This window comes from Desulfobacula toluolica Tol2 (assembly GCF_000307105.1).
Classification (GTDB): domain Bacteria; phylum Desulfobacterota; class Desulfobacteria; order Desulfobacterales; family Desulfobacteraceae; genus Desulfobacula; species Desulfobacula toluolica.
Genome location: NC_018645.1, coordinates 5,047,839 through 5,067,102, shown reverse-complemented (window position 1 = coordinate 5,067,102; position 19,264 = coordinate 5,047,839). Strand labels below are relative to the sequence as shown.

Here is a 19,264-nt window from a genome sequence, read left to right as displayed (position 1 = left end):
TAATATCACCGGCCATGGCAGATTGAGCCGCCACAAAAAAAACGAAAGGACTTTGATTCCAAACAGTTATAAGTTCTTTCATATAAAAAACATCGTGTTAAGAAAGGAATTAGACATGACACCAAAAGATGTAATCGCAATGGCGAAAGAAAACAAAGCAAAAATCGTTGACATCAGATACATGGATTTCATCGGAACATGGCAGCACTTTTCCGTTCCGCTTGGAGAATTTGGAGAATCCGCATTTGAGGACGGGTTTGGATTTGACGGATCCAGCATGCGGGCATGGCAGGCCATTGATAACTCTGATATGCTTGTTATTCCTGAAGCCGGAACCGCTAAAATGGATCCCTTTTTCAAGGTGCCTACCCTTGCCATTATCGGAAATATTCATGATCCCATCACTCAGGAAGCTTACAGCCGCGACCCAAGGGGCATTGCCAAAAAAGTAGAACAATACATAAAAAGCACTGGACTTGGAGATACCATCTATGTCGGCCCTGAACCTGAATTTTTTATCTTCAGCAATATCCGGTATGCTTCAGAACCTCATGCCTCCTTTTTTGAGATTGATTCCCCGGAAGCCCATTGGAACACCGGTGCTGATGAAATGCCAAACCTTGGATACAAAATCCGCTCCAAGCAGGGATATTTTCCTCTCCCTCCCAATGACCAATACCAGGACATGAGAACAGAGATGATGCTCACAATGGAAGATCTTGGAATTACCATGGAATGTCAGCATCATGAAGTCGGCACAGCAGGTCAGTCTGAAATCGACCTTCGGTTTGATTCCCTGTTAAAAATGGGCGACAATCTTGCATGGTTCAAATATGTCCTTAAAAATGTGGCTGCCAAATATGATCATACTGTCACTTTTATGCCCAAACCTTTATATGGTGACAATGGAAGCGGCATGCACACCCATATGAGTTTCTGGAAAGACGGGAACCCTTTGTTTGCAGGCAACAAGTATGCGGGAATGTCTGATGAGGCACTTTACGCCATTGGTGGTATCATGAAACATTGCAAAGCCCTGTGTGCCATAACAAACCCCACAACCAACTCTTATAAAAGGTTGGTTCCCGGATTTGAAGCACCTATTAATCTTGCATATTCCAGCAGAAATAGAAGTGCGGCCATCCGTTTGCCCATGTATTCTGGATCTCCCAAGGCCAAGCGCATTGAATTTCGTACCCCTGATCCCTCATGCAACGGATATATGGCCTTTTCAGCCATTGCAATGGCCATGATAGACGGCATCCAGAACAAAATTGATCCGGGCGATCCAATGGATAAAAATATTTATGACCTGCCCCCTGAAGAGCTTGCTGAAATGGAATCCGCACCCGGTTCTCTGGAAGAAGCATTGGTTGCGTTAAAAGAAGACCATGACTTTTTGCTGAAAGGTGATGTGTTTACCAAAGATGTTATTGAATACTGGATTGACTATAAAATGAAAAATGAAGTCAATCCGGTTATCAGTCGTCCTCATCCCCATGAATTTTATCTTTATTATGACATTTAATCTTTTTTGTCATGCCTAAACCTTACAACCACCCGGTTCACCTATCGTAACCGGGTGGTTTGTTTTTAGTGTATAATCTCTAAGTTTCCTGTTGCTTTGGCAAGAAAATCAGAAAACCTGTCTGTTTCCGGCTTGTCCTGATTATAAAAAGCCTTCTGCCGTTTCCGGTTATATTTTTTTAATGCAATCCTAAAAAATATAAGATATAAGATATAAATTGTGATCCTATGATGATAATCTCGGATCGCTGTATTCGGGTAAAAAACAAAAGGGGAGCAGACAAAATATCCATGGATATAAAGATGCCGTCATTACAAACAAAGCTGATTCAATATTTGATTTTCATTTTTTTTTTCATTTTATCATCCCCTTTATCCGGGCAGGAAATAAAGAAAGGCAATGAGTTTGACAAATTGGTACGGCAGCTTATCCATGATGGGTTTAAAAAAGAAAAGATGGATGCTTTGTTTTCCAGGGAAAGTGTGTTTTTTGATCCGGACGGTGTCTCACTTTTTTTTGTCCATTCTGAGTCAAGCCTTGATTATAACCAGTTTACATCAAAAAAATCCATTAAGAATGCGTTGAAATATATAACCGAACATAAAATAACACTTGAACAGGCACAAAAAATATACGGGGTTGATAAAACTATTATCACCGCTATTTTACTTGTTGAAACACGGCTTGGAACATATCTTGGGAAACGAATCGTGATGAATACGCTTGCCACAATGGCTGCTTTGACAGATAAACGGTTAAGGGAAAGAATTTGGAATGCCATCCCTGACAAAAAAAAGCCCAAAAAAGCAACCTTTATCAAAAAAGCTGAACAGCGATCCCAATGGGGGTATGAAGAACTCAAAGCGCTCATCAAATATTCAGAACAAGAAAAAATTTCGCCTGAAAAAATAAGGGGTTCATATGCCGGAGCTATGGGGATTTCCCAGTTTATGCCTTCCAATGCGCTGAAGCTTGCAAAAGATGGAAATAATGACGGAAAAATAAATCTGTTCAGCCATGCAGATGCCATTTTCAGTGTAGCCAATTACCTGAAACATCATGGCTGGAAACCGGGAATTGCAAGACAAAAACAGCATAAGGTCTTGTTCCGGTACAACCACAGCAATTATTATGTGGATACATTATTAAAAATATCAGACAAATTAAAAGGGTAACTATTTTATATATGGACCAAACCATTTTTTATATCCTGCTTATTTGTGCCATATCTTTCGGTCTGACCATGCTGGCCTTGATTGATATTATCCTTAAGGATTTCGGGTCAATAAAAGCAAAAATTATCTGGCATTTCATTGCCATTATTCCAATCTTTGGTTGGCTGATTTATCTTATCTTCGGATTTAAAAAAGGCAAAAAAAAGAAACTTGTATAAGATGGTAATTTTATTTGACAATAAAGTCAGTTTGATATAGATATAGATACTTTTTTGTGGTCCCATCGTCTAGCGGTCAGGACGCTGGCCTCTCACGCCGGAAACCGGGGTTCGATTCCCCGTGGGATCACCACTTAGACTATCAAGGGTTTCAGGGTCTTTCTGAAACCCTTTTTGCTTTAGTAGTGTTGAGTTTTCCAACCGCATTTCCAACCTTTGGAAGTGTTTTTGGGAAATATTGAACATTTCAAACCCTATCCGCAATATTATTTCAGCCAATAAAAAACCCGGCCAGAATATGACCGGGTTGATTCTCTCTTACCTTGCATGGGGAATATTTTTTAAATATTACCCCTAAAAATTGTCTGTAATGTCTGCAAAATCTGTATCGCCTTTATTAACGGGTTTTTTCTTTTGCAGACTTTAAGTTTTCAATGTCTGCAATGTCTGCATACCATTTTTTCATGGTCCCGGATCTCCATCAGCACAAACCGCAGCTTATCAAATGTTCGGTTTAATTGATCCGCATCATAATACCGGTCAGGGTCCATGGTACCAGCATCATTACCACATAAAACCCTGTACAATATTCCGGCCTCTTTGGGCGTAATTTTAAACAGGTTCATATGCACCTCCGATTACATGAATTGTCCAATGCCATGGGCAAGGCGTTTGAGTTCCGGCACGCCAGGGAGACAATACCCCGCCCTGGCTCCGACAGCATGGGCCAGATACGCCCGGACAAACTCCCGTTGCCACCACTTCAACTCTGATTCCGTCACATATGCAGCCCATGAGTTGTACCGCCACCGGGTGGTCATCAAATGTCTGGTGATCGGATCTTTAAATTTAGGGAAAATATTTTTGCCATACCCCCGCAAATGATCAAGAACTTTCCCAGCCTCTATCTCTGCCCGGTACTCCATGCTTATCTTGCCGGGGTCCCCGTCCATGGCTTCAATGATATCCGCCGTTGTGGGCATGGAATGGTAACGCCGGGTTTTGATAAGCTTTGTTGCCGCTCTTGAGATATGGTCAATGCCATACTCTTTCAGGGCTTCAAATCTCAACTGCAGGCCGATGTGGGTAAGGTTTGTACCGGGATAGTTCTCTGCAAGCCCCATCATGATTTCTGAAAACCTTACAATATCTTTGCTGTTCATGCTTCGGCCCTCCTGCTGTAACTTTCAATGAATTGCTGACATGCAATCAGGTTGGAATCCGTTCTGGCAGATCCGGTTATGGTCCCGTTGGGCATTCTTCCGGAAAAACCGTTAAAGCCGCCCGGTTCCCACCATGACAATTCCTGCTGATCCGGTATGGAGTCAAGATATCCTTCAGCCCATTTGTTTTTCAAGGTCTTATCCAGGTATGCTTTAAACTGCATAGACCCGCCCCGGACATTACCGGCGGTATAAGCAATGGCCTCTTTGATCTCAGGGGCTGTATAGGCGTTTAAGGCCCTGTTAACAAAAGTCATCACCATTGGCTTTCTGTGTTTTTCAGGAATAAGTTCACAAAGGGATTCCGATGAACACGACGACGGCTGCTTGACCTGATCCGCTTCAGTCTTGATATCCGGTTTTGATTCCGGCTCCGGCGTAGCAGTAGTTGTTACCCTCAGTATTTGCTTATTATCAGTATTTATTATAGGCGTGGTTTTCTGCATCTTAATAACCTGAATGCGGTTATCTTCAATGCGGGTTTCTTTACTGGCTGTGATTTCCACAGGGGTGGGGGATATATCGGTTTCATTTTCTTCTTTACCCGGTAAAGGGGTATCACTGCACAAATCCAAACAGTTTTCATCCAATGCGGCGGGTTCATTTTCCTGATGGGCTTGCTCTTTCCCACTGCCTAAATCTGGGTACTGATCAATATTCTCATTGCAGGGAGATCCACAAAACAATGCCTCAGCATTCGCCCTGGAAGTGACCCGGTCACAGATAAGATATTCGGTTCCGGTGATCTTTCCTTTTTCCCTGGTCACAATCCTGTGGATATAGTTTTGATCTTCCAGTTCTTTGATAGCAGCTCTGACAGCATAGTGCCCCTCTTTATTTGTGTTTACCAGATATTTAACATTGAGCCTCCAGGAATCTGGTTTCGATAATAATTGCACAAGGATTCCCTTGGCCTTGGCGCTTAAATTCGGGTTGTTCAGGATCTCATTGGGAATTGTCGTGTAATTGCCTTTTTTTTCAAATCTTATAATCATTATACACCCCCCTTGTTCAAAGTTTCCTTGACAGCCAACGCTTTCTCCTCCATGTAAGCTGAATGATACCGTAAAACATCCCGGCTGATTTCATAGGCATCTTTCCCCAGGTTCTCTTTCTTGCGGGCTTCGACCTCGCTTGCCAGCAGATCCGCCCGGAAAAGATGGTAGGCCTCCCTGGGTCCTATAGTCAGCTTGTAGCCTTCACGGTACCACTCATCCAGATACAGAATAAAAAACTCGGCAAACTGCATCCGGTCATGCATGGTGTCTCCTGATCCCGGAAATATTCCACCGGGGTCATGGTCTGTCTTGAGTCGTTTGTTTTTGTTTGTTACCCAGGATTTCCCCAGCGCATACCCTGACCGGTACGCTTCAAAGATTTTCTTTGCAAAAGGAGTAAGGTCTTGCCCAGGGTATTTGCTTTTGATCTCCCCCCGGACCTGTTTCAAAATCTGCTTGTCAATCCTGTTCAGCGTTTGTTTCTCCGGGTTGCGGTCAAAAAGCATGTAGTATCTGAGGTTGTCTTGAGACAGGTTTTCTTTGATACTGGTGGAGGATTCGGTTTTCTCTTGATCAATAGAGGGTTGGAACTTGTGATGAGTGTTCATTTGTAACTCCAAAACAGAATGGGGGTTAGGTGTCTCAAGGCCGATGAAAGCCTTTCCGGTCCTTTCGGATTCCCGGCACCATACCCCAATTATATTTGGACTTGCTCATACAAATTAATATACCGGATTTACGGCCCGGTTCACCGTCATCGTTTTGAGAGGTCTTTATTGTCTTAGATTCCCGGCAGGGTGTCAAGGGGTTTTTGGGATTTGGGATTTAAATGGTCTGAATGGGGATAATTGATAAAAGCAAGTGGGGGGGGATTAAAACCCCCCGTCTACCCGATTAGCACATGCCATGATTACCACACTTCACACCGTGTTTGCATGAGATTCTTTGAAAACTGAACGGCCTTGTAAAAGGCTGTATTATCCATTTTCTTTTTATGTATTAAAGACGGATCATAATTATAATGCAAGCCGCCCAAGCGATAGAGTTCATAAAGATGCTCGGCTCCGAGCGATTGATTGCAATCGTTGCAGAGTGTAACCATGTTTCTTGATGAAGTTTCACCACCTTTAGAATAAGGCCTAATGTGCTGTATGGTTAGATTATTTGTGCGCCACACAATAAACAGGTGCCTCCGTCACGTTTAATCACATATTCCTTTTTTTGTTGTGAGTATGATCTTTTTAGACTCGATGGAGATACGAGTTCGACATCCGTAAATATACCTACTGGTGATGTGAGACAAGATTTTTTTTCAGCCATTGATGCATTAATGCTCTTGCTAAGTCACTTGGAACTAATGCCCAGCCCTTTTCAAATACAACCAAGTGTTATAGTCTTCTACGTTATTAATCATTATTGTTGATTGCCCAAGAACATCCAGTGACTCTATGAAACGATTGCTGTCAATCCGAGAAGGCTCTCGTACTTCCCTTGCGTTTTTAGAAAAGGAATTAAACATTGTGTATGTTAAATAATATGCGTAACCGCCACATAAGAGCTTTAGATTAAAAGCATATGCTGATTCTTCCATTATACGTTTCTTTTCTTTTTTGTTTTCACGCCCGATTTGTTTTCACGCCCGACATGGACGTGAACTTATGGGGAGAAAAACCCATATAAGTAAATCCTGTTAATATGTGCTTTGTTAACACAAGTATGAACCGAAAACAAAATCTGCATTAGGGGGACATTTGCACTGCCCGGTATTCTTAATGAACCACGCTATGCAGATCCGCATGCAGGGTGTTGTGGAGGACTACCCGATTATACAACTTCCAATAGTTTATTAACTATGGGCTCAAAATGCTTAACTGACTGTTTTGCGGTCGTAATGTGAGCCCCTGTCAAACCGTCTTTGTATGCACAATCGAAGACGGGCTTACGCGCCTCCAAAGAATATGGTATCAAACTATGCAAATTTGGTATTTTGCCAATATTCCAATTATTGGTTCCCCAATCATGTACTTGATTTAAGGGCATTAATCGATCAATAATATTGTGTCTAACAGCATCTTCAACTTTATCGCCAAAAATTGACCAGCCACGTGTCATTCCTTTTGAATTTTTACGTATATTATGTTGTTGCATTACATATCCCAGAAAAACAGGTGCGCCTGTAGGTAGTTCAATTGCATCTCCGTTATATGCAGATTTGCATTGGTCCCATTCTTTACGCCAAGTACAAAGCTTTGAGCCTAAATTCTGTGTCCCTCGGATAGAAAATAAATCCGGAGACATTGGAACAACGAAGTAATCACTAATAGCAAGCACGGCTCTATTTAGTGCACCCAAATTAGGACCCAAGTCAAGCATGACAATATCAGCATTAACTTTTTCAGAAGCCCAAAGTATATAGCGATATATTGCGGATTGAACTCTAAGATCACCAGGGTTTCCACCTTTTGCGCTATTCCAAGAGTCGCCTAATGAATCTTCAAAGTTGCTGAGAAGAACATCCCCAGGAATAATGTAAAGGTTTGGGTATTCTGGATTTACAATTGAAGGTTGACGTTTTCGTATATCACCTAAACGTTCATAAACAGGTTCAATAGCGTTCCAAATACTATTTCCTCGATCTGTTTTCCAGCTTTTTTCCAAATCGGATTCAGAAATTGAATATGCTGATAAATTGCATTGGCTGTCTAAGTCTACAATTAATACGCTAAAGTCTTTTTTAGCTAATAGATGAGCAATGTGATACATATATGTTGTTTTACCAACTCCACCTTTATTATTAAAAATTGAAAAAATTTTCATGTATTGCTCCAATATTGATGTGTAAATGGGTTTGATTTAATATCTTAATACGCCAATACATATGAAATTGTAAATTAAAGTATAAAAAAATAATTCTACCGACCTGGATAGCATGTAAATTTGAATGATACCCAACCTAAAAAATCAATTTATAGTCTCATATCACCCCGAACGACATAAGTAAATCAGGGAAAATCCTTAATTTTGCATTTTTTTTTGCATCACACCATCGCCCACGGCAACTGGCTGCCATGGTTGAAGGCTGAGTCTCGATGGAGTGAAAGGACTGCACAGCAATTCATTTAAACCGCTGAAGCCTTTCCAAATGCGAGACACGTCGCGCATTTTGATATTGCACCCAAAGCCCTTTACCTTCTTGCCCAAAACAACGTTCCCGATGAAGCCTATCAAGAAGTTATTGATATGGCTGAAGCAAATCGGCATCTCGTGCCGATATTTAAAGGGGATTCAAATCCTATTTAAAGGGGAGAATCCTCCCCCTTTAAGCTGATCTCCCATTTAGGTAGGGCAGGTTCATCACCAGATCCAATTACCCCCAGGGAGGGTAATATCTGCACCCCCTTGCCGGGCCTGGGGGTGTCACTTTGTGATACACTCTTAACCACCCCAGGGGTGTCAGCTAATGCGACTCCCTTTTCATCTCATTGAAGGTCAAAAAGCCCTGGGGCAATCGCTTTATTATTCCATGCATCCCGGGAAACGGGCGGGGATAGTTTTGATTATCGAAAATGAGAACGATTTGAAATACTGAATCAGGCTTAATACAAAGATTCTTCATTTCGGGTTGCGGGTAATGAAAGAGCCCCCTCAACTACCTGATTAGCAACTTTGTTATCTAAACATACGTTTTAATTCTGGAGACACATAGTGAACTTGATAAAGGCCATTAAGGGCCTTTATTGTTTTAACTAAACCCTTTCTCTCAATTGTCTCAAGAATATGATTTATTAATGCAATTGGAGTGTTAGTAGCCTCAGCGATTTGGTGGTTTACCATTAAATTTTCATTTAATATTTTTAAGCAAACTTCTTTCACAATAAGATCATAATCATTGATATTTTTTCGAGCATACAAATCAAATCCGTATTGAGTTATTAAAAAAAAAGGAATTCGGCCTTTCAAAACTCTTTGCGCCTTTATAAATCCTCTTGAATCTAAAATTTCCAGTGATTCTTCTATTTCATCATCTGAAATCCCATACTCTTTTAACGAATCATATATTTCTGATAAATTAATATTTTTATCGCCCTTCTCTATAGTTATTTTGCAAGATTGATTAAAAATAATAGTATCTACTTTCGTTAGCCCAGGAAGTACATCAATTACTGTTTTAATATGTTTTGGCGGTTTTCCTAATTGAGGCTTTTCTGAAATACCAAAAATAGACTGGACAATTCTATTAAGGTTTTCATCATAAGATTCTAAATTTTGAATTCTTTCCCACAATGTTGATTTCAGGCATTCTGGCACTTCGCAATCATCAATAACAATCGGGATTATCTTAGTTTTTATGCTTATTCTTTTAACAAATCCAGCATTAAGCTCTTCCCTGACCCAGGGTTTATTTACACTATGCTGAGACAGAATGATTACAAAAGCATCAGCATTTTTAATGCCTTCTTCAAATATTTTATCAACCAAGCTATCACCAGGAAACATTTCCCATTTATCTAACCAAGCATCAATGCCTTTGCTCCGTAATTTGCTTGAAAAATCTATTACAAAACGATCCTTGTCTTCACTTGCATGACTTATGAATGTTTTTGGATTCATAATTCCCCTTTATTGGTAACGCATTCTTCAATGGGCGCAGTTTTTTGCGTCGGCTGAATTAGTCTTGTTCAAGTAAGCCGCTGCGCGGCAGATTAAGCCGTATCATCATTGTTCAATTCCATTGCTCATGGTATCTTGTTACCGGCTTGCAGGTCGGTATCTTCACCCGACAAGGTTAAAGAAAAAAGGAAGATACCATGAGCAATTTAATCAAACGTTTTAAAGAAGATCTCCAACTTGCCGGTTATGCAAAAAGGAGCATTCAATCCTATACCAGTTCGGTTTTAAGACTACAGCGCTTTTACAATAAACCATTAGAAGATATCACTGAAGAACAGCTCCGTCAATACTGGCTTTGCTGCCAGAATGAATTCGGCTGGAGCGCTGCTACTCTGCGGATCAGTTACTCTGGTATTCAGCATTTTTTTACCAAAACGCTGGTCCGGTCCTGGAACATTTTCAACGACATCAAATGGAAGCGTGAGCAGACCTTACCGACTATTCTGAGTCTGGAGGAAGTCAGAAAGATTATTTATGCCCTTCCCACTGTGCAAAGTCATGCATTTTATTTGACATTATATTCCATGGGACTGCGTTTAAGGGAGGCAACAACACTTCAGGTCAAAGATATTCTTTCCGACAGGGGACTTGTGCATATTCACGGTGGAAAGGGTGCCATGGACAGGACGGTGCCTTTACTCAAAATAACCCTGTTGACGTTGCGCAAATACTATAAAACCCATCGCAATTCAAAATGGATATTCCCTGCTTTGGGCCGCAATGGCGGTAAGGACGCTCAATATGCCAAAAATCATGTCAGTGACAGTGGGGTTCAAGGCGTTTTGCGATCTACTTTGAAACGCCTGAAGTTTAAAAAACATGTTCACCCTCATGTCTTCCGCCATGCCTATGCGACGCATTTGCTGGAAGCTAATATCCCCATACGCCATGTGCAAAAAATATTAGGCCATAAAACCCTTAAAAGCACCATGATTTATCTGCATGTGACCACACAGGCCCAAGTTGATTCCAATGACAAAGTTTCCAAAGTCATGCAGGGGGTGTTGTCATGAGTGCTGTTCAAAAAATCTTCCAAATGTATGGGCCGAAATATCTGACACTTTATGGAGATCGAATGCCGAAGTCTCATAAAAAAACCATACGGGATATCAGTGCCTGCAGAAAGGGTTCCTTTGGAACAATGGTGTATGAATGTGATGACTGCCGTAATCTGCATTTTATTCACTTCTGCTGCGGCAATCGTCATTGTCCCAACTGTCAGCAGAGTAAAGCGGACCAATGGCTGGATCAGCAGATGAAAAAGCTGCTACCGACCTATTATTTCCTGTTAACCATTACACTTCCCCAGGGCCTGCGGGATGTTGTAAGGTCTCATCAAAAATTATCTTATGGTGCCCTGTTTTCATGCACCAATGAAGCCCTGAAAAAACTGGCACAAGATACACGGTTTATCGGATCTGATCGAATCGGATATCTGGCAGCCCTCCACACATGGGGCGGCATGCTTCAGTATCATCCACATTTGCATATAATAATTCCCGGAGGTGCTTTATCTGATAATGACCAATGGCTTTCTTCCAGACAGGATCTGTTTGTTCACACAAAACCTCTGGCGGTCATTTTTAAAGCCAAATTCAAAGATGCCATAAAAAAAGCCGGGCTGCTCGATAAAATTGATTCCGCAGTATGGAAACAGCAATGGGTGATTGACAGCCAGGCCGTGGGGCAGGGACAAAATTCCCTGCGCTATCTTTCAAAATATGTGTTCCGGGTTGCCATCTCCAATAATCGTATTAAAAGCATTGAAAATGGCGTCATCAAATTTTTGTATAAAGACCGTGAAAAAAAGAAGTGGAAAACTATGGCATTGGATGCCATGGAGTTTATCCGACGGTTCTTGCAGCATGTTCTTCCCAAAGGGTTTATGAAAATTAGACATTATGGATTTCTCAATCCCAACAGCGCATTGTCCATAGAAAAAATCCGTGAACTCATCTCATTCATCCATGACATTATTGCTCTTTTTATTAAAATCCCGGAACTTGAAATACCGGGTATTAAATGCAGCCATTGCGGGCATGATTTGAAATTTATTTTCTTTGCAAAGCCGGAACCAAGAGGCAGGCCCGGATAACTTCACAAAACTGACTACCCGGTGTTGCTCGACTTTAAAAACAGCCTGATAAATGACTATCGACATGCTTCAGTATCCGTACGCCAAATTGACGGTATTTTAATTTTTGACCTGGGTTTTAAGGGCTGAAAACGACCTGAATTTTGATTTTTACATCAGGATAAAGGCCATCTTTTGATATTTTAATCACATCTTGTCATAAACACATCCAGCAAATCGTTAACCTTTCCCCCTATTGATCCGCGGCTTCTTGAACCATAGGATTAGTACCGAGCCTCGTGCCTCGGCACGGTTACTAATCCTTTATTTGTTGGGCTTTTTGCAGTTCATTTTTTGTTTTTCTGTATTTATATTGGTGCGTTAACCACCAAACACTCAAGTTTGGTTCCACTATATGATACAAAGATATTAGAGTTTCTCTACGGATACCCATTTTAGTTTTTTGAACCGTCTCAAGTATAAAATTAATGTTTACGGTTTTAATAAATTTGATGGCAAGTTGAAGAAACGGAAAAACTTCATTGATAAAGAAAAATTTATTTTCCGCTTTATCGTTAATCGACATCGCAACCTCGCTGTAATCAACGAAAGAAGGCATAAGATCACTGCAAAAAATTCTTATCGTTTCTTCCCTATTCTCATCAAGTTCTTGAATGTTCTGGTTCGCTACTGACTCTGTTGTTGATCTTAATGATAGGTTTAGCAACTCGAAATATTTTCTGTAATTTTCTTTATATGGTTTTATTTCTTTTATGAAAGATAATTTTTTTTCAACTAGTTCGAGAGAAAGCTTTTCAGTTTCCTTGAGTAGTTTATTTGTTTCTGCCTTTATTTTGTGACGTTTCCAAAGCCAGAATATAAAAGCCCCTGATCCCATACAAAATAACACGAAAATAGATGAATATATTGTAATGTCCCAGAAAGAATTTTTGTCTATGAATTCAATTAACTTCTCTGAGATCTTTTTTTTAATTTCATTCATATAGAAGCGTTATTTCCCTTTACTTTTTTGCCATTTCCTTGCTGCTAACTGTAAATCATTTAGTAACCTTTCGGCATCATCAACAGAGGCCTGGGTACGTTTAAGTATAATTTGATGACCGATAGCCTCGTTGATAGACTCCTTTGCCCGTTCAAAAGCTGACCCTTTCTTAGAATTAAAAATTTTAAGAATCTTAGCTTTTTCATCAGGGGTCAAAGGTGCTTTTTTAAATTTTTCAGCTAATGCGTAAATAGCTTTTATAAAATCTTGTTCTGGCAAAATTTTCTCCTTTCTATCTTTGTATTATTGTGAAGCCAACCACTTATCAATAAGTCAATTTCCCTGATATTACTTGAAAAAGCCTACTATCGAGAAAAATCAAATATACTCCATACCACTCAATCCAAAGTCCGTAAATAGGTAAAAACCCTTAATTTTGCAGTTTTTTTGCTCTGGAGATTGCATTGAATATTTTTCAATGGGTAATCGTAATCCTACCTGCTATTTAATCTCAAGCCCGTCATTTAACCCGCCGCACAATAGGCACCACAGGTTCATCCCCAATGTTGACAGGAACCGGCGCAATGAATTTGACCACGGGCTTTTTCCGGCCCTTTCCGGTCCAGTATGTGTGGTAATGTGCCTTGCGGATATGAGGTGATTTCTTGGTACCTTCTCCGGTACCCTGGCTGCTGCCTCTTGCTCTCCTGATTGCTCCGCCGATTGCAGATCCGACTCTATACTCCACAGGCAACTGGCGCTTTTTTTTCTTCGGATTTTTAGACTTCTTAACCTTTCTGACTTTTGATGTCTGGATAATATCCCTGTCGGCTGAACATAAATACAGCACAAGTGAAAAATACGAACTATACAATTCGGCAGCATCAGCCTGGTCAACTTGAAAATTTTTAAGGTCCTTGAGTTCATTGGGCAGGTACGGATTTGAAAAATCAAGTGTGCTTTGAAGCATGTCACCTATTTTGGTTTGGTCATCAATGTGAAATGGTAGTGTCATAATCCCCGAACCGTCATCCCCAGGGCGGGCAAACGTGAGTCTAATCTCCCGGCCTCCTGAATTGGCATCACTCTCCAGGTACACAAAGAAGCCGTGTAGTTTCATCCGGTCTGCTGGTGCAAATCCCTCAAGATCAATATAACAGCACCATGACGGCAGATTGAAGAGGACATCAACCGGAATATCTTTATCAAGGGTGACATCCCAAAGACTTTTTAGGAGATCCGGATCAAACCGATATACGCTTTTTGTCGGCATCCATGCCAGTATTGCCGCAAGATTTCCGATATCCGAAGCAGCTTGGGCCATATCAACGCCACGCTTTTCAATTTCATCAACCACAATGGCAGAAGCAGCCGCAACCGGCAGGTAACACCAATCTGGCCATGTCTGCTCACCGGTGGTTTTCATTTCCCGGAACATTAGAGCCTGATCCGCCGCATTAGGGTATGCTGTCATATAGGTTTTATTGAGTTGTTCCGGTATCAGCATTGTTCCGCTCCATTGATCCGGTCCCGCAGCTTCCCGGCACACTTAAAAGTAACCACCCGACGCTTCGGCAATGTCATACTGCTGCCCGTGGCAGGGTTACGGCCTTTCCGGGCTTTCTTTTCATTGACACAGAATTTACCAAAACCGCTTATCATGACATCTTCCCCGGATTCAAGAGTGACTTTCATGATTTCCAGGATATTTTCCAATGCTTCATGCGCTGCCTTGTTGTCCAGCATTGTTCTTTCTGCAAGCCGTTCAGTCAATTCTGTTTTGGTTAGTGCCATGCCATTCCCCTCCCGTTTGAGTTATCCAAAAGCCACTGAATTTATTTTATTTGTCGGGCTGTTGTCAAGGATGGGATTTGAATTGATACTTGACCTGGACATGGTGAAACTACAATCCTGGAATTCCAATAGGACCGGGCAAATCAGGTATCCCACACCCTGAACAAGATAGCATCATAAGCAAAATCAATATCAAAAATAATAGCTGTTTCATTTCTTCATCCTCTTCCTTGCAAGGTTCAATTGCTCTGAATATTTTTTATTGTCCAAGGCTGACCATTCAAGAGAATGCCTGTCCCATTCAACAAATCAATTCGTTCCTGGGCCTGTCCTTTCTCCGGGTATGCATCATACAGTTGGAATACAATCTTGTCACGGTCTTTAATGGTCATATTCTGAGGGTCAATTTTTGAAAGATCCAATATGGACCGGTCCGTTTCAACTGGTTTATCCGGTTTTGTCAGATTTGTAAATTCATCTGTCTGTGGGTTATATTCCACTCCAGGCTGTTCCGTTCTTGTGGCGTTACATGTAACAGTCTCTTGATAAACTTTAAAGATATGTTCCATGGCTTCCTGCCGGTTGAAACCCTGTTCATGATTCAGCCGGGCAAGTTCAGCCTGGAGTTCTGCTGATATGAAAATAGATATGGATTTGTATTCCTGGCGTTCTTGTTCTTTCCTGAACCGTTGCGCTCTTTTCTTTGCCTGGTATCGGTATTCTTAGCCTGTCATTGTGTCCATGTATCAATCCTTTACAGGAATTTTATTCAGCAGATATCCAGCGGTGACGTTTTTTTTTGCTGATCAACCACAAACAACATTGCCGTTCCTTTGTGATCTCGTGTATCCCAATAAAACCGACCAGTATCTTCATTGTACCAAGGTGTCGGGGGATCTGTTTTTGATAGGGCTGTGACCTTTCTTTTTGCCGCTTCCTGGTTTTCTATCCAGAGGGTCAGGCACCGGGATCTTGTGGGGGGATTTCCTTTGTTCGCTGCTTGGGCTTCCCAGGTCATCAACTGCCAGTACCAGGCGTTTTTTATTTGCCGCAATACTGATCTTATCATACTGCCTCATAATTCAGAATTAGATGTTTCATGGGCATCTTGTCTTATTAAGAATTTGTAATTATGACTTAAACACTCTGGTTATTTATGAACAGACTGAAAGATTTGACCAGTTCCATGAGTTGATCAGCTAACCATTTGCGCCTTGTGGTAGTGGTTAATTGATTTAGTTGAATATCACCAAATTCAGGCCCAGCCATGCCTGTTTGCCAAATAACATTATTTGATTGCTCACGCACGTTGATAGTGATTTGTCGAGGTATTACAACTCTATGCGATAGAATATTACGGAGTGTCTGCCATTCATCGAATTCGTTTGATTCCACTAATTTATTCATTGCTAAAGTAAGATTAGAGCCCGGCCATTTTTTTTTGAAACATTTAACAACAGCTTTCGGCTTCACATTCCTAAGTTGATTTTCTTCAAGACCAAAAACTTCTGGTTTGTAATAAGACGCCATTGCATGCATTGCGAAAAAAAATGATTCAAGACAAGATAGACCTGCTATAAAAAACACAAATAAAGAAGTCTCTTGCTGATAATAATCATCAATGGGAGGGCCGCCTCCAACGTTATTAAAGGATGTTGTGAACATATGATCCTGTTCGGATAGCATACGGAATCGATAAGCAGCCCCACTCAAACCCATGCCCATTAATCTACGTGAAGGGTGTTCTTCACCAATCATATCAATACAATTTCGATATGCTTTCTCAAGATCTAATGTTGGAAAATCATCAGGAAGATCACCCCATATGTGACCGTGATATTTATTCATAACGTTTCATGTTCCTTTTGCTGGTGGATGCTTGGAAGATGGGGTCTTGATTTTGTTTATAAAATTTTTGTACATTTTTTTTAAATCTACGCTGACTCCGTGGAATGTTGGCTTACATTCGAATACACTCATTTCTTCTGTTTCTTTTTGTAATTCTTCTAAGGATAATTTACCTAAACGCTCAATTTGAACTTTTTCTGCCTCACAAAAAGTAGTTCTTTCTTCTTTGGTGAACCAGAAATGCGGTAAGGGATATTTTCCAACGCACCAAAGTCTAAAACATTCTTTTGAAATACATGTGTCGTGTAGACCATTAATAATTATTTGCATGGGGTGATCAGGAGCATCATTGATTAGAGTATTTAATGCGTTACTCAAATTCGGATTTTGAAAGCCACCTTTTGGTTCATGATTACCTGCAGCATCAAGCATTGAGATATGATTTATGATCAATGGATTTTCATTTGGGAGTGGCTGAGTTCCAATAGACATGATTCGAGCAATTGTCCACATATCTGTTTTTGTTTCTTGCCCCCACATTTCTGCTATTTTCAAGAATCTGAAAACGGCTGTTTGTTGGTGAAAGACGGTCATTTGTTTTCCTTTCTGAAATCTAAACACTTATCGACAAATCAATTTTTCTTGATATTACAAAAAAATCCTATCGTAAGGGAAAGCTGAATATCCCATACCACCAAAACCCAATCCCGTAAATAGATAAGAATCCTTAGGTTTGCAGTTTTATTGACTGAATCAGATTAATTTGTTATATTTCTTTCAAAATCACTTTGGCCCGAGACTGCATTAGGGGTTTCATTGCTGGAATGGAGGTCGCGCCCCTTCCCAAAGCAAATAAGTTGTTTATAGCACCTCTCACTTTGGGCAATTGGAGCCCTCTTCTCAAGTGCTGTAAACGATAGAACTGGTTTCAGTTGGAGCTTGGTGCTCGCTGTCCTCATGGTCATGGCCCAGGAGTCCTGAAACCGGTTCTTTATTGATATGCATTTTTTTATCCAAACCATGAAATCTATTCTGTGCATGTAGTTATTTAAAACAGGATTGTATAACTACGCCATATTCCGAATTTTATCTTTCAAACCATTCAAAATTTTCATATCCTCGGGGTCACCGCCTTTGTCTGGATGAAGCTGTGCCGCCATTGCCCGGTAACAGGTGTCAATGACTCGGGCTTCTTCCTGGGATAGTGAAATTGATCCCGAAGATGCGCTCCTATCTGTAAATGTCTGCTGGCGGTATTGCTGTTGCCACTGCCGGGCCTGTTCTTCATATTGGCGTTTTTCTTTTTCTGCCCGGGCTTTTGCCTCGGCTTTTTCCGCCTTGAGCTTTTGTTTTAATCTCAGAGTTTTTTTCCACCATTGGTATTCTTCGGTTTTTTTAAACTCTGCAAGGACTCGATCTTCAAGGGGCTTTAATTTTTCCTGAACGATATCTCAAACGGCATTGAGGTCAGCATCAGGGAAAACCTTCCGGACATCATTATCAAAATCGTATCCATCAATGTATCTACCTGGGGCATATTCCCATCCATGGTCCTGGCATCTTAACATCTCATCGATCACGGTCCATTCATCGAATGTGTAAATGTGTTTCTGTCGGCTTTTAACCTTGCCATCCTGTCGATAAGATTCTCCGATTTTGATTACATATGATGGCAATTTCGTGCGGATGATCTCCTCACCTTTGATATATGGATCTCTCAGGGTCTTATCAACTTTTTCCCCCGCTTCATTAATTCTCCAGCTTAATATCTTACCGCGAATGATTTTGGGATTTTTAAAAGCGGGAGATTCTTTTTTGAACCACCGTGGCTTTTTTGTTTTTGATAATGTGACCGATGCGTACACGGCTTTGATTTCCTTTCTGTAGTTATTTTGTTTGAAGTTGTGTAACTACAATTATTCACATCCTGAACATGACGTTTCTCTCTTTTTATGCTGAACGACTTGTTCCTTCTTGCCGGAGGAAGTAGTGGGGCTCTGGCGTTTCCGAAATTTCAGCTGTCCCCACAAACTCCTTATTCCATTGACGTTGGTCTCTCAAATCACCATACCCGACAGTCGGCGGCGTTTGCTTTTTTTCTGATACGGCTTGGGAGTGCGATTCACCATTGCCCCCGCTGCGAACCTGAGAGCATCCAAAGCATAAAATCTCAAATGTACTTCTGAATCTCCCAGGTCATCAAAACGGATCTTTTGAAGTTGTTCATAACAAATTGAACCCGCTGGTATTTTCAGTCGGCCCGTCGTGATTTGGTGTTGGACCTCATGGAATCCCACGGGAAAATTGTCGGCAAAAGGTGCAAACTGCAATCTCCCTCTTAAACTTTCATTTTTATGACGGAAGTCCCAAAAAGCTTCGGCAAATTCCCGCCGTCCTGTTGATCTGTCATCACAGTAGATGTCAGTGCATCCGAAGAGTCCAATTTCGTCTCCTATCTTGGAAAACATCGCTGGTAATGCAATTTGATATTCGGATTCTGCAAGAATCTGTAGTTGACCTCTTATCGGCTTTCTGGCCAGTCCTTTCTCTCGGCTGAGCAACTCCCCCAGGATCACGCAGAACCCAGGGGAACCCTTTTCAGGCCAATGCAGTCCTGCTGCTATTTGTGCATAGTTTGTGTTGGTTTCTACACCATCTTTCAATGACCGTAAGGTGATAACTCCCTTTGAGTCAAGTTTGTGTTCTAATGCATTTAAAAAAAACATTTAATA

The 19,264-nt window shown here is 41.0% G+C and carries 23 protein-coding genes and 1 tRNA gene; 7 read left to right on the top strand and 17 right to left on the bottom strand.

What is annotated here, in order from left to right; translation table 11 throughout:
- Nucleotides 1-115 precede the first annotated feature (115 nt).
- From glnA to TOL2_RS22675, 4 genes are all read left to right on the top strand, one after another.
- Nucleotides 116-1,528: a type I glutamate--ammonia ligase gene (gene glnA / locus TOL2_RS22690; RefSeq protein ID WP_014959615.1), complete on the top strand. Its 1,413-nt coding sequence runs from the start codon at nucleotides 116-118 to the stop codon at nucleotides 1,526-1,528.
- Nucleotides 1,529-1,830: 302 nt separating this feature from the next.
- Nucleotides 1,831-2,703, top strand: coding sequence for a lytic murein transglycosylase (locus tag TOL2_RS22685; protein ID WP_232508006.1), 873 nt, complete (start codon nucleotides 1,831-1,833; stop codon nucleotides 2,701-2,703).
- Between the two features lie 11 nt (nucleotides 2,704-2,714).
- Nucleotides 2,715-2,921: a PLDc N-terminal domain-containing protein gene (locus TOL2_RS22680; RefSeq protein ID WP_014959613.1), complete on the top strand. Its 207-nt coding sequence runs from the start codon at nucleotides 2,715-2,717 to the stop codon at nucleotides 2,919-2,921.
- Between the two features lie 58 nt (nucleotides 2,922-2,979).
- Nucleotides 2,980-3,054 (top strand) — tRNA-Glu (locus TOL2_RS22675).
- 298 nt (nucleotides 3,055-3,352) lie between these two features.
- Here TOL2_RS22675 and TOL2_RS22670 read toward each other — a convergent pair.
- The 7 genes from TOL2_RS22670 to TOL2_RS22630 all read right to left on the bottom strand — a co-directional run bounded on the left by TOL2_RS22670 (nucleotide 3,353) and on the right by TOL2_RS22630 (nucleotide 9,753).
- Entirely contained in the window at nucleotides 3,353-3,547 is a 195-nt protein-coding gene (locus tag TOL2_RS22670) for a hypothetical protein (RefSeq protein WP_014959612.1), read from the bottom strand.
- A 12-nt stretch (nucleotides 3,548-3,559) separates the two neighbouring features.
- Nucleotides 3,560-4,084, bottom strand: a complete 525-nt coding sequence (locus tag TOL2_RS22665; RefSeq protein WP_014959611.1) for a hypothetical protein — start codon at nucleotides 4,082-4,084, stop codon at nucleotides 3,560-3,562.
- On the bottom strand, nucleotides 4,081-5,139 hold the full coding sequence (locus TOL2_RS23945) for a hypothetical protein (protein ID WP_014959610.1): 1,059 nt from the start codon (nucleotides 5,137-5,139) through the stop codon (nucleotides 4,081-4,083). The genes TOL2_RS22665 and TOL2_RS23945 overlap by 4 nt, the downstream gene beginning before the upstream one ends.
- Nucleotides 5,139-5,750 carry a hypothetical protein gene (locus TOL2_RS22655; protein ID WP_014959609.1) on the bottom strand — a complete coding sequence of 204 codons (612 nt, stop codon included), beginning with the start codon at nucleotides 5,748-5,750 and terminating at the stop codon, nucleotides 5,139-5,141. Before TOL2_RS22655 ends, TOL2_RS23945 begins: the two co-directional genes overlap by 1 nt.
- Before the next feature lie 302 nt (nucleotides 5,751-6,052).
- Nucleotides 6,053-6,319, bottom strand: a complete 267-nt coding sequence (locus TOL2_RS26150) for an HNH endonuclease (RefSeq protein WP_158406165.1) — start codon at nucleotides 6,317-6,319, stop codon at nucleotides 6,053-6,055.
- Nucleotides 6,320-6,966: 647 nt separating this feature from the next.
- The gene (locus tag TOL2_RS22640; protein WP_014959608.1) at nucleotides 6,967-7,959 is read right to left on the bottom strand and encodes a ParA family protein; all 993 of its coding nucleotides are present in this window, start codon (nucleotides 7,957-7,959) and stop codon (nucleotides 6,967-6,969) included.
- An 852-nt stretch (nucleotides 7,960-8,811) separates the two neighbouring features.
- Nucleotides 8,812-9,753, bottom strand: a complete 942-nt coding sequence (locus tag TOL2_RS22630) for a toll/interleukin-1 receptor domain-containing protein (RefSeq protein ID WP_014959607.1) — start codon at nucleotides 9,751-9,753, stop codon at nucleotides 8,812-8,814.
- 197 nt (nucleotides 9,754-9,950) lie between these two features.
- On the opposite strand from TOL2_RS22630, the gene TOL2_RS22625 reads away from it, so the two are divergent.
- Entirely contained in the window at nucleotides 9,951-10,826 is an 876-nt protein-coding gene (locus TOL2_RS22625) for a tyrosine-type recombinase/integrase (RefSeq protein WP_014959606.1), read from the top strand.
- The gene (locus tag TOL2_RS22620) at nucleotides 10,823-11,908 is read left to right on the top strand and encodes an IS91 family transposase (protein WP_014959605.1); all 1,086 of its coding nucleotides are present in this window, start codon (nucleotides 10,823-10,825) and stop codon (nucleotides 11,906-11,908) included. Before TOL2_RS22625 ends, TOL2_RS22620 begins: the two co-directional genes overlap by 4 nt.
- 295 nt (nucleotides 11,909-12,203) lie before the next feature.
- Here the strand turns inward: TOL2_RS22620 and TOL2_RS22615 are convergent, their stop codons facing one another.
- From TOL2_RS22615 to TOL2_RS22600, 4 genes are all read right to left on the bottom strand, one after another.
- Nucleotides 12,204-12,890 carry a hypothetical protein gene (locus TOL2_RS22615; RefSeq protein ID WP_014959604.1) on the bottom strand — a complete coding sequence of 229 codons (687 nt, stop codon included), beginning with the start codon at nucleotides 12,888-12,890 and terminating at the stop codon, nucleotides 12,204-12,206.
- 9 nt (nucleotides 12,891-12,899) lie between these two features.
- Complete coding sequence (locus TOL2_RS22610; RefSeq protein ID WP_014959603.1) at nucleotides 12,900-13,169, bottom strand: hypothetical protein; 270 nt, start codon at nucleotides 13,167-13,169, stop codon at nucleotides 12,900-12,902.
- A 241-nt stretch (nucleotides 13,170-13,410) separates the two neighbouring features.
- Complete coding sequence (locus tag TOL2_RS22605; RefSeq protein ID WP_014959602.1) at nucleotides 13,411-14,397, bottom strand: AcrVA2 family anti-CRISPR protein; 987 nt, start codon at nucleotides 14,395-14,397, stop codon at nucleotides 13,411-13,413.
- Entirely contained in the window at nucleotides 14,391-14,684 is a 294-nt protein-coding gene (locus TOL2_RS22600) for an integration host factor subunit alpha (RefSeq protein ID WP_014959601.1), read from the bottom strand. The genes TOL2_RS22605 and TOL2_RS22600 overlap by 7 nt, the downstream gene beginning before the upstream one ends.
- On the opposite strand from TOL2_RS22600, the gene TOL2_RS25065 reads away from it, so the two are divergent.
- The gene (locus tag TOL2_RS25065; protein ID WP_158406164.1) at nucleotides 14,683-14,847 is read left to right on the top strand and encodes a hypothetical protein; all 165 of its coding nucleotides are present in this window, start codon (nucleotides 14,683-14,685) and stop codon (nucleotides 14,845-14,847) included. The two genes, TOL2_RS22600 and TOL2_RS25065, sit on opposite strands and share 2 nt — an antisense overlap.
- Before the next feature lie 76 nt (nucleotides 14,848-14,923).
- Here the strand turns inward: TOL2_RS25065 and TOL2_RS22595 are convergent, their stop codons facing one another.
- The 6 genes from TOL2_RS22595 to TOL2_RS22565 all read right to left on the bottom strand — a co-directional run bounded on the left by TOL2_RS22595 (nucleotide 14,924) and on the right by TOL2_RS22565 (nucleotide 19,258).
- Nucleotides 14,924-15,253 (bottom strand): hypothetical protein, encoded by a 330-nt coding sequence (locus TOL2_RS22595; protein ID WP_041279691.1) that lies wholly within the window; start codon nucleotides 15,251-15,253, stop codon nucleotides 14,924-14,926.
- Nucleotides 15,254-15,453: 200 nt separating this feature from the next.
- Nucleotides 15,454-15,753 (bottom strand): hypothetical protein, encoded by a 300-nt coding sequence (locus TOL2_RS22590; protein WP_014959599.1) that lies wholly within the window; start codon nucleotides 15,751-15,753, stop codon nucleotides 15,454-15,456.
- Nucleotides 15,754-15,821: 68 nt separating this feature from the next.
- Nucleotides 15,822-16,532 (bottom strand): hypothetical protein, encoded by a 711-nt coding sequence (locus tag TOL2_RS22585; RefSeq protein WP_014959598.1) that lies wholly within the window; start codon nucleotides 16,530-16,532, stop codon nucleotides 15,822-15,824.
- 6 nt (nucleotides 16,533-16,538) lie between these two features.
- Nucleotides 16,539-17,126 carry a hypothetical protein gene (locus tag TOL2_RS22580; protein ID WP_014959597.1) on the bottom strand — a complete coding sequence of 196 codons (588 nt, stop codon included), beginning with the start codon at nucleotides 17,124-17,126 and terminating at the stop codon, nucleotides 16,539-16,541.
- 857 nt (nucleotides 17,127-17,983) lie between these two features.
- The gene (locus TOL2_RS22570; protein ID WP_014959596.1) at nucleotides 17,984-18,397 is read right to left on the bottom strand and encodes a hypothetical protein; all 414 of its coding nucleotides are present in this window, start codon (nucleotides 18,395-18,397) and stop codon (nucleotides 17,984-17,986) included.
- A 192-nt stretch (nucleotides 18,398-18,589) separates the two neighbouring features.
- Nucleotides 18,590-19,258, bottom strand: coding sequence for a hypothetical protein (locus TOL2_RS22565; protein ID WP_014959595.1), 669 nt, complete (start codon nucleotides 19,256-19,258; stop codon nucleotides 18,590-18,592).
- Nucleotides 19,259-19,264 lie beyond the last annotated feature (6 nt).

What these genes read in the sequence shown, in the direction of transcription:
- glnA (WP_014959615.1), top strand. Translation starts at nt 116, where the DNA reads ATGACACCAAAAGATGTAATCGCAATGGCGAAAGAAAACAAAGCAAAA.
- TOL2_RS22685 (WP_232508006.1), top strand. Translation starts at nt 1,831, where the DNA reads ATGCCGTCATTACAAACAAAGCTGATTCAATATTTGATTTTCATTTTT.
- TOL2_RS22680 (WP_014959613.1), top strand. Translation starts at nt 2,715, where the DNA reads ATGGACCAAACCATTTTTTATATCCTGCTTATTTGTGCCATATCTTTC.
- TOL2_RS22670 (WP_014959612.1), bottom strand. Translation starts at nt 3,547, where the DNA reads ATGAACCTGTTTAAAATTACGCCCAAAGAGGCCGGAATATTGTACAGG.
- TOL2_RS22665 (WP_014959611.1), bottom strand. Translation starts at nt 4,084, where the DNA reads ATGAACAGCAAAGATATTGTAAGGTTTTCAGAAATCATGATGGGGCTT.
- TOL2_RS23945 (WP_014959610.1), bottom strand. Translation starts at nt 5,139, where the DNA reads ATGATTATAAGATTTGAAAAAAAAGGCAATTACACGACAATTCCCAAT.
- TOL2_RS22655 (WP_014959609.1), bottom strand. Translation starts at nt 5,750, where the DNA reads ATGAACACTCATCACAAGTTCCAACCCTCTATTGATCAAGAGAAAACC.
- TOL2_RS22640 (WP_014959608.1), bottom strand. Translation starts at nt 7,959, where the DNA reads ATGAAAATTTTTTCAATTTTTAATAATAAAGGTGGAGTTGGTAAAACA.
- TOL2_RS22630 (WP_014959607.1), bottom strand. Translation starts at nt 9,753, where the DNA reads ATGAATCCAAAAACATTCATAAGTCATGCAAGTGAAGACAAGGATCGT.
- TOL2_RS22625 (WP_014959606.1), top strand. Translation starts at nt 9,951, where the DNA reads ATGAGCAATTTAATCAAACGTTTTAAAGAAGATCTCCAACTTGCCGGT.
- TOL2_RS22620 (WP_014959605.1), top strand. Translation starts at nt 10,823, where the DNA reads ATGAGTGCTGTTCAAAAAATCTTCCAAATGTATGGGCCGAAATATCTG.
- TOL2_RS22615 (WP_014959604.1), bottom strand. Translation starts at nt 12,890, where the DNA reads ATGAATGAAATTAAAAAAAAGATCTCAGAGAAGTTAATTGAATTCATA.
- TOL2_RS22605 (WP_014959602.1), bottom strand. Translation starts at nt 14,397, where the DNA reads ATGCTGATACCGGAACAACTCAATAAAACCTATATGACAGCATACCCT.
- TOL2_RS25065 (WP_158406164.1), top strand. Translation starts at nt 14,683, where the DNA reads ATGCCATTCCCCTCCCGTTTGAGTTATCCAAAAGCCACTGAATTTATT.
- TOL2_RS22600 (WP_014959601.1), bottom strand. Translation starts at nt 14,684, where the DNA reads ATGGCACTAACCAAAACAGAATTGACTGAACGGCTTGCAGAAAGAACA.
- TOL2_RS22595 (WP_041279691.1), bottom strand. Translation starts at nt 15,253, where the DNA reads ATGGAACATATCTTTAAAGTTTATCAAGAGACTGTTACATGTAACGCC.
- TOL2_RS22590 (WP_014959599.1), bottom strand. Translation starts at nt 15,753, where the DNA reads ATGATAAGATCAGTATTGCGGCAAATAAAAAACGCCTGGTACTGGCAG.
- TOL2_RS22585 (WP_014959598.1), bottom strand. Translation starts at nt 16,532, where the DNA reads ATGAATAAATATCACGGTCACATATGGGGTGATCTTCCTGATGATTTT.
- TOL2_RS22580 (WP_014959597.1), bottom strand. Translation starts at nt 17,126, where the DNA reads ATGACCGTCTTTCACCAACAAACAGCCGTTTTCAGATTCTTGAAAATA.
- TOL2_RS22565 (WP_014959595.1), bottom strand. Translation starts at nt 19,258, where the DNA reads ATGTTTTTTTTAAATGCATTAGAACACAAACTTGACTCAAAGGGAGTT.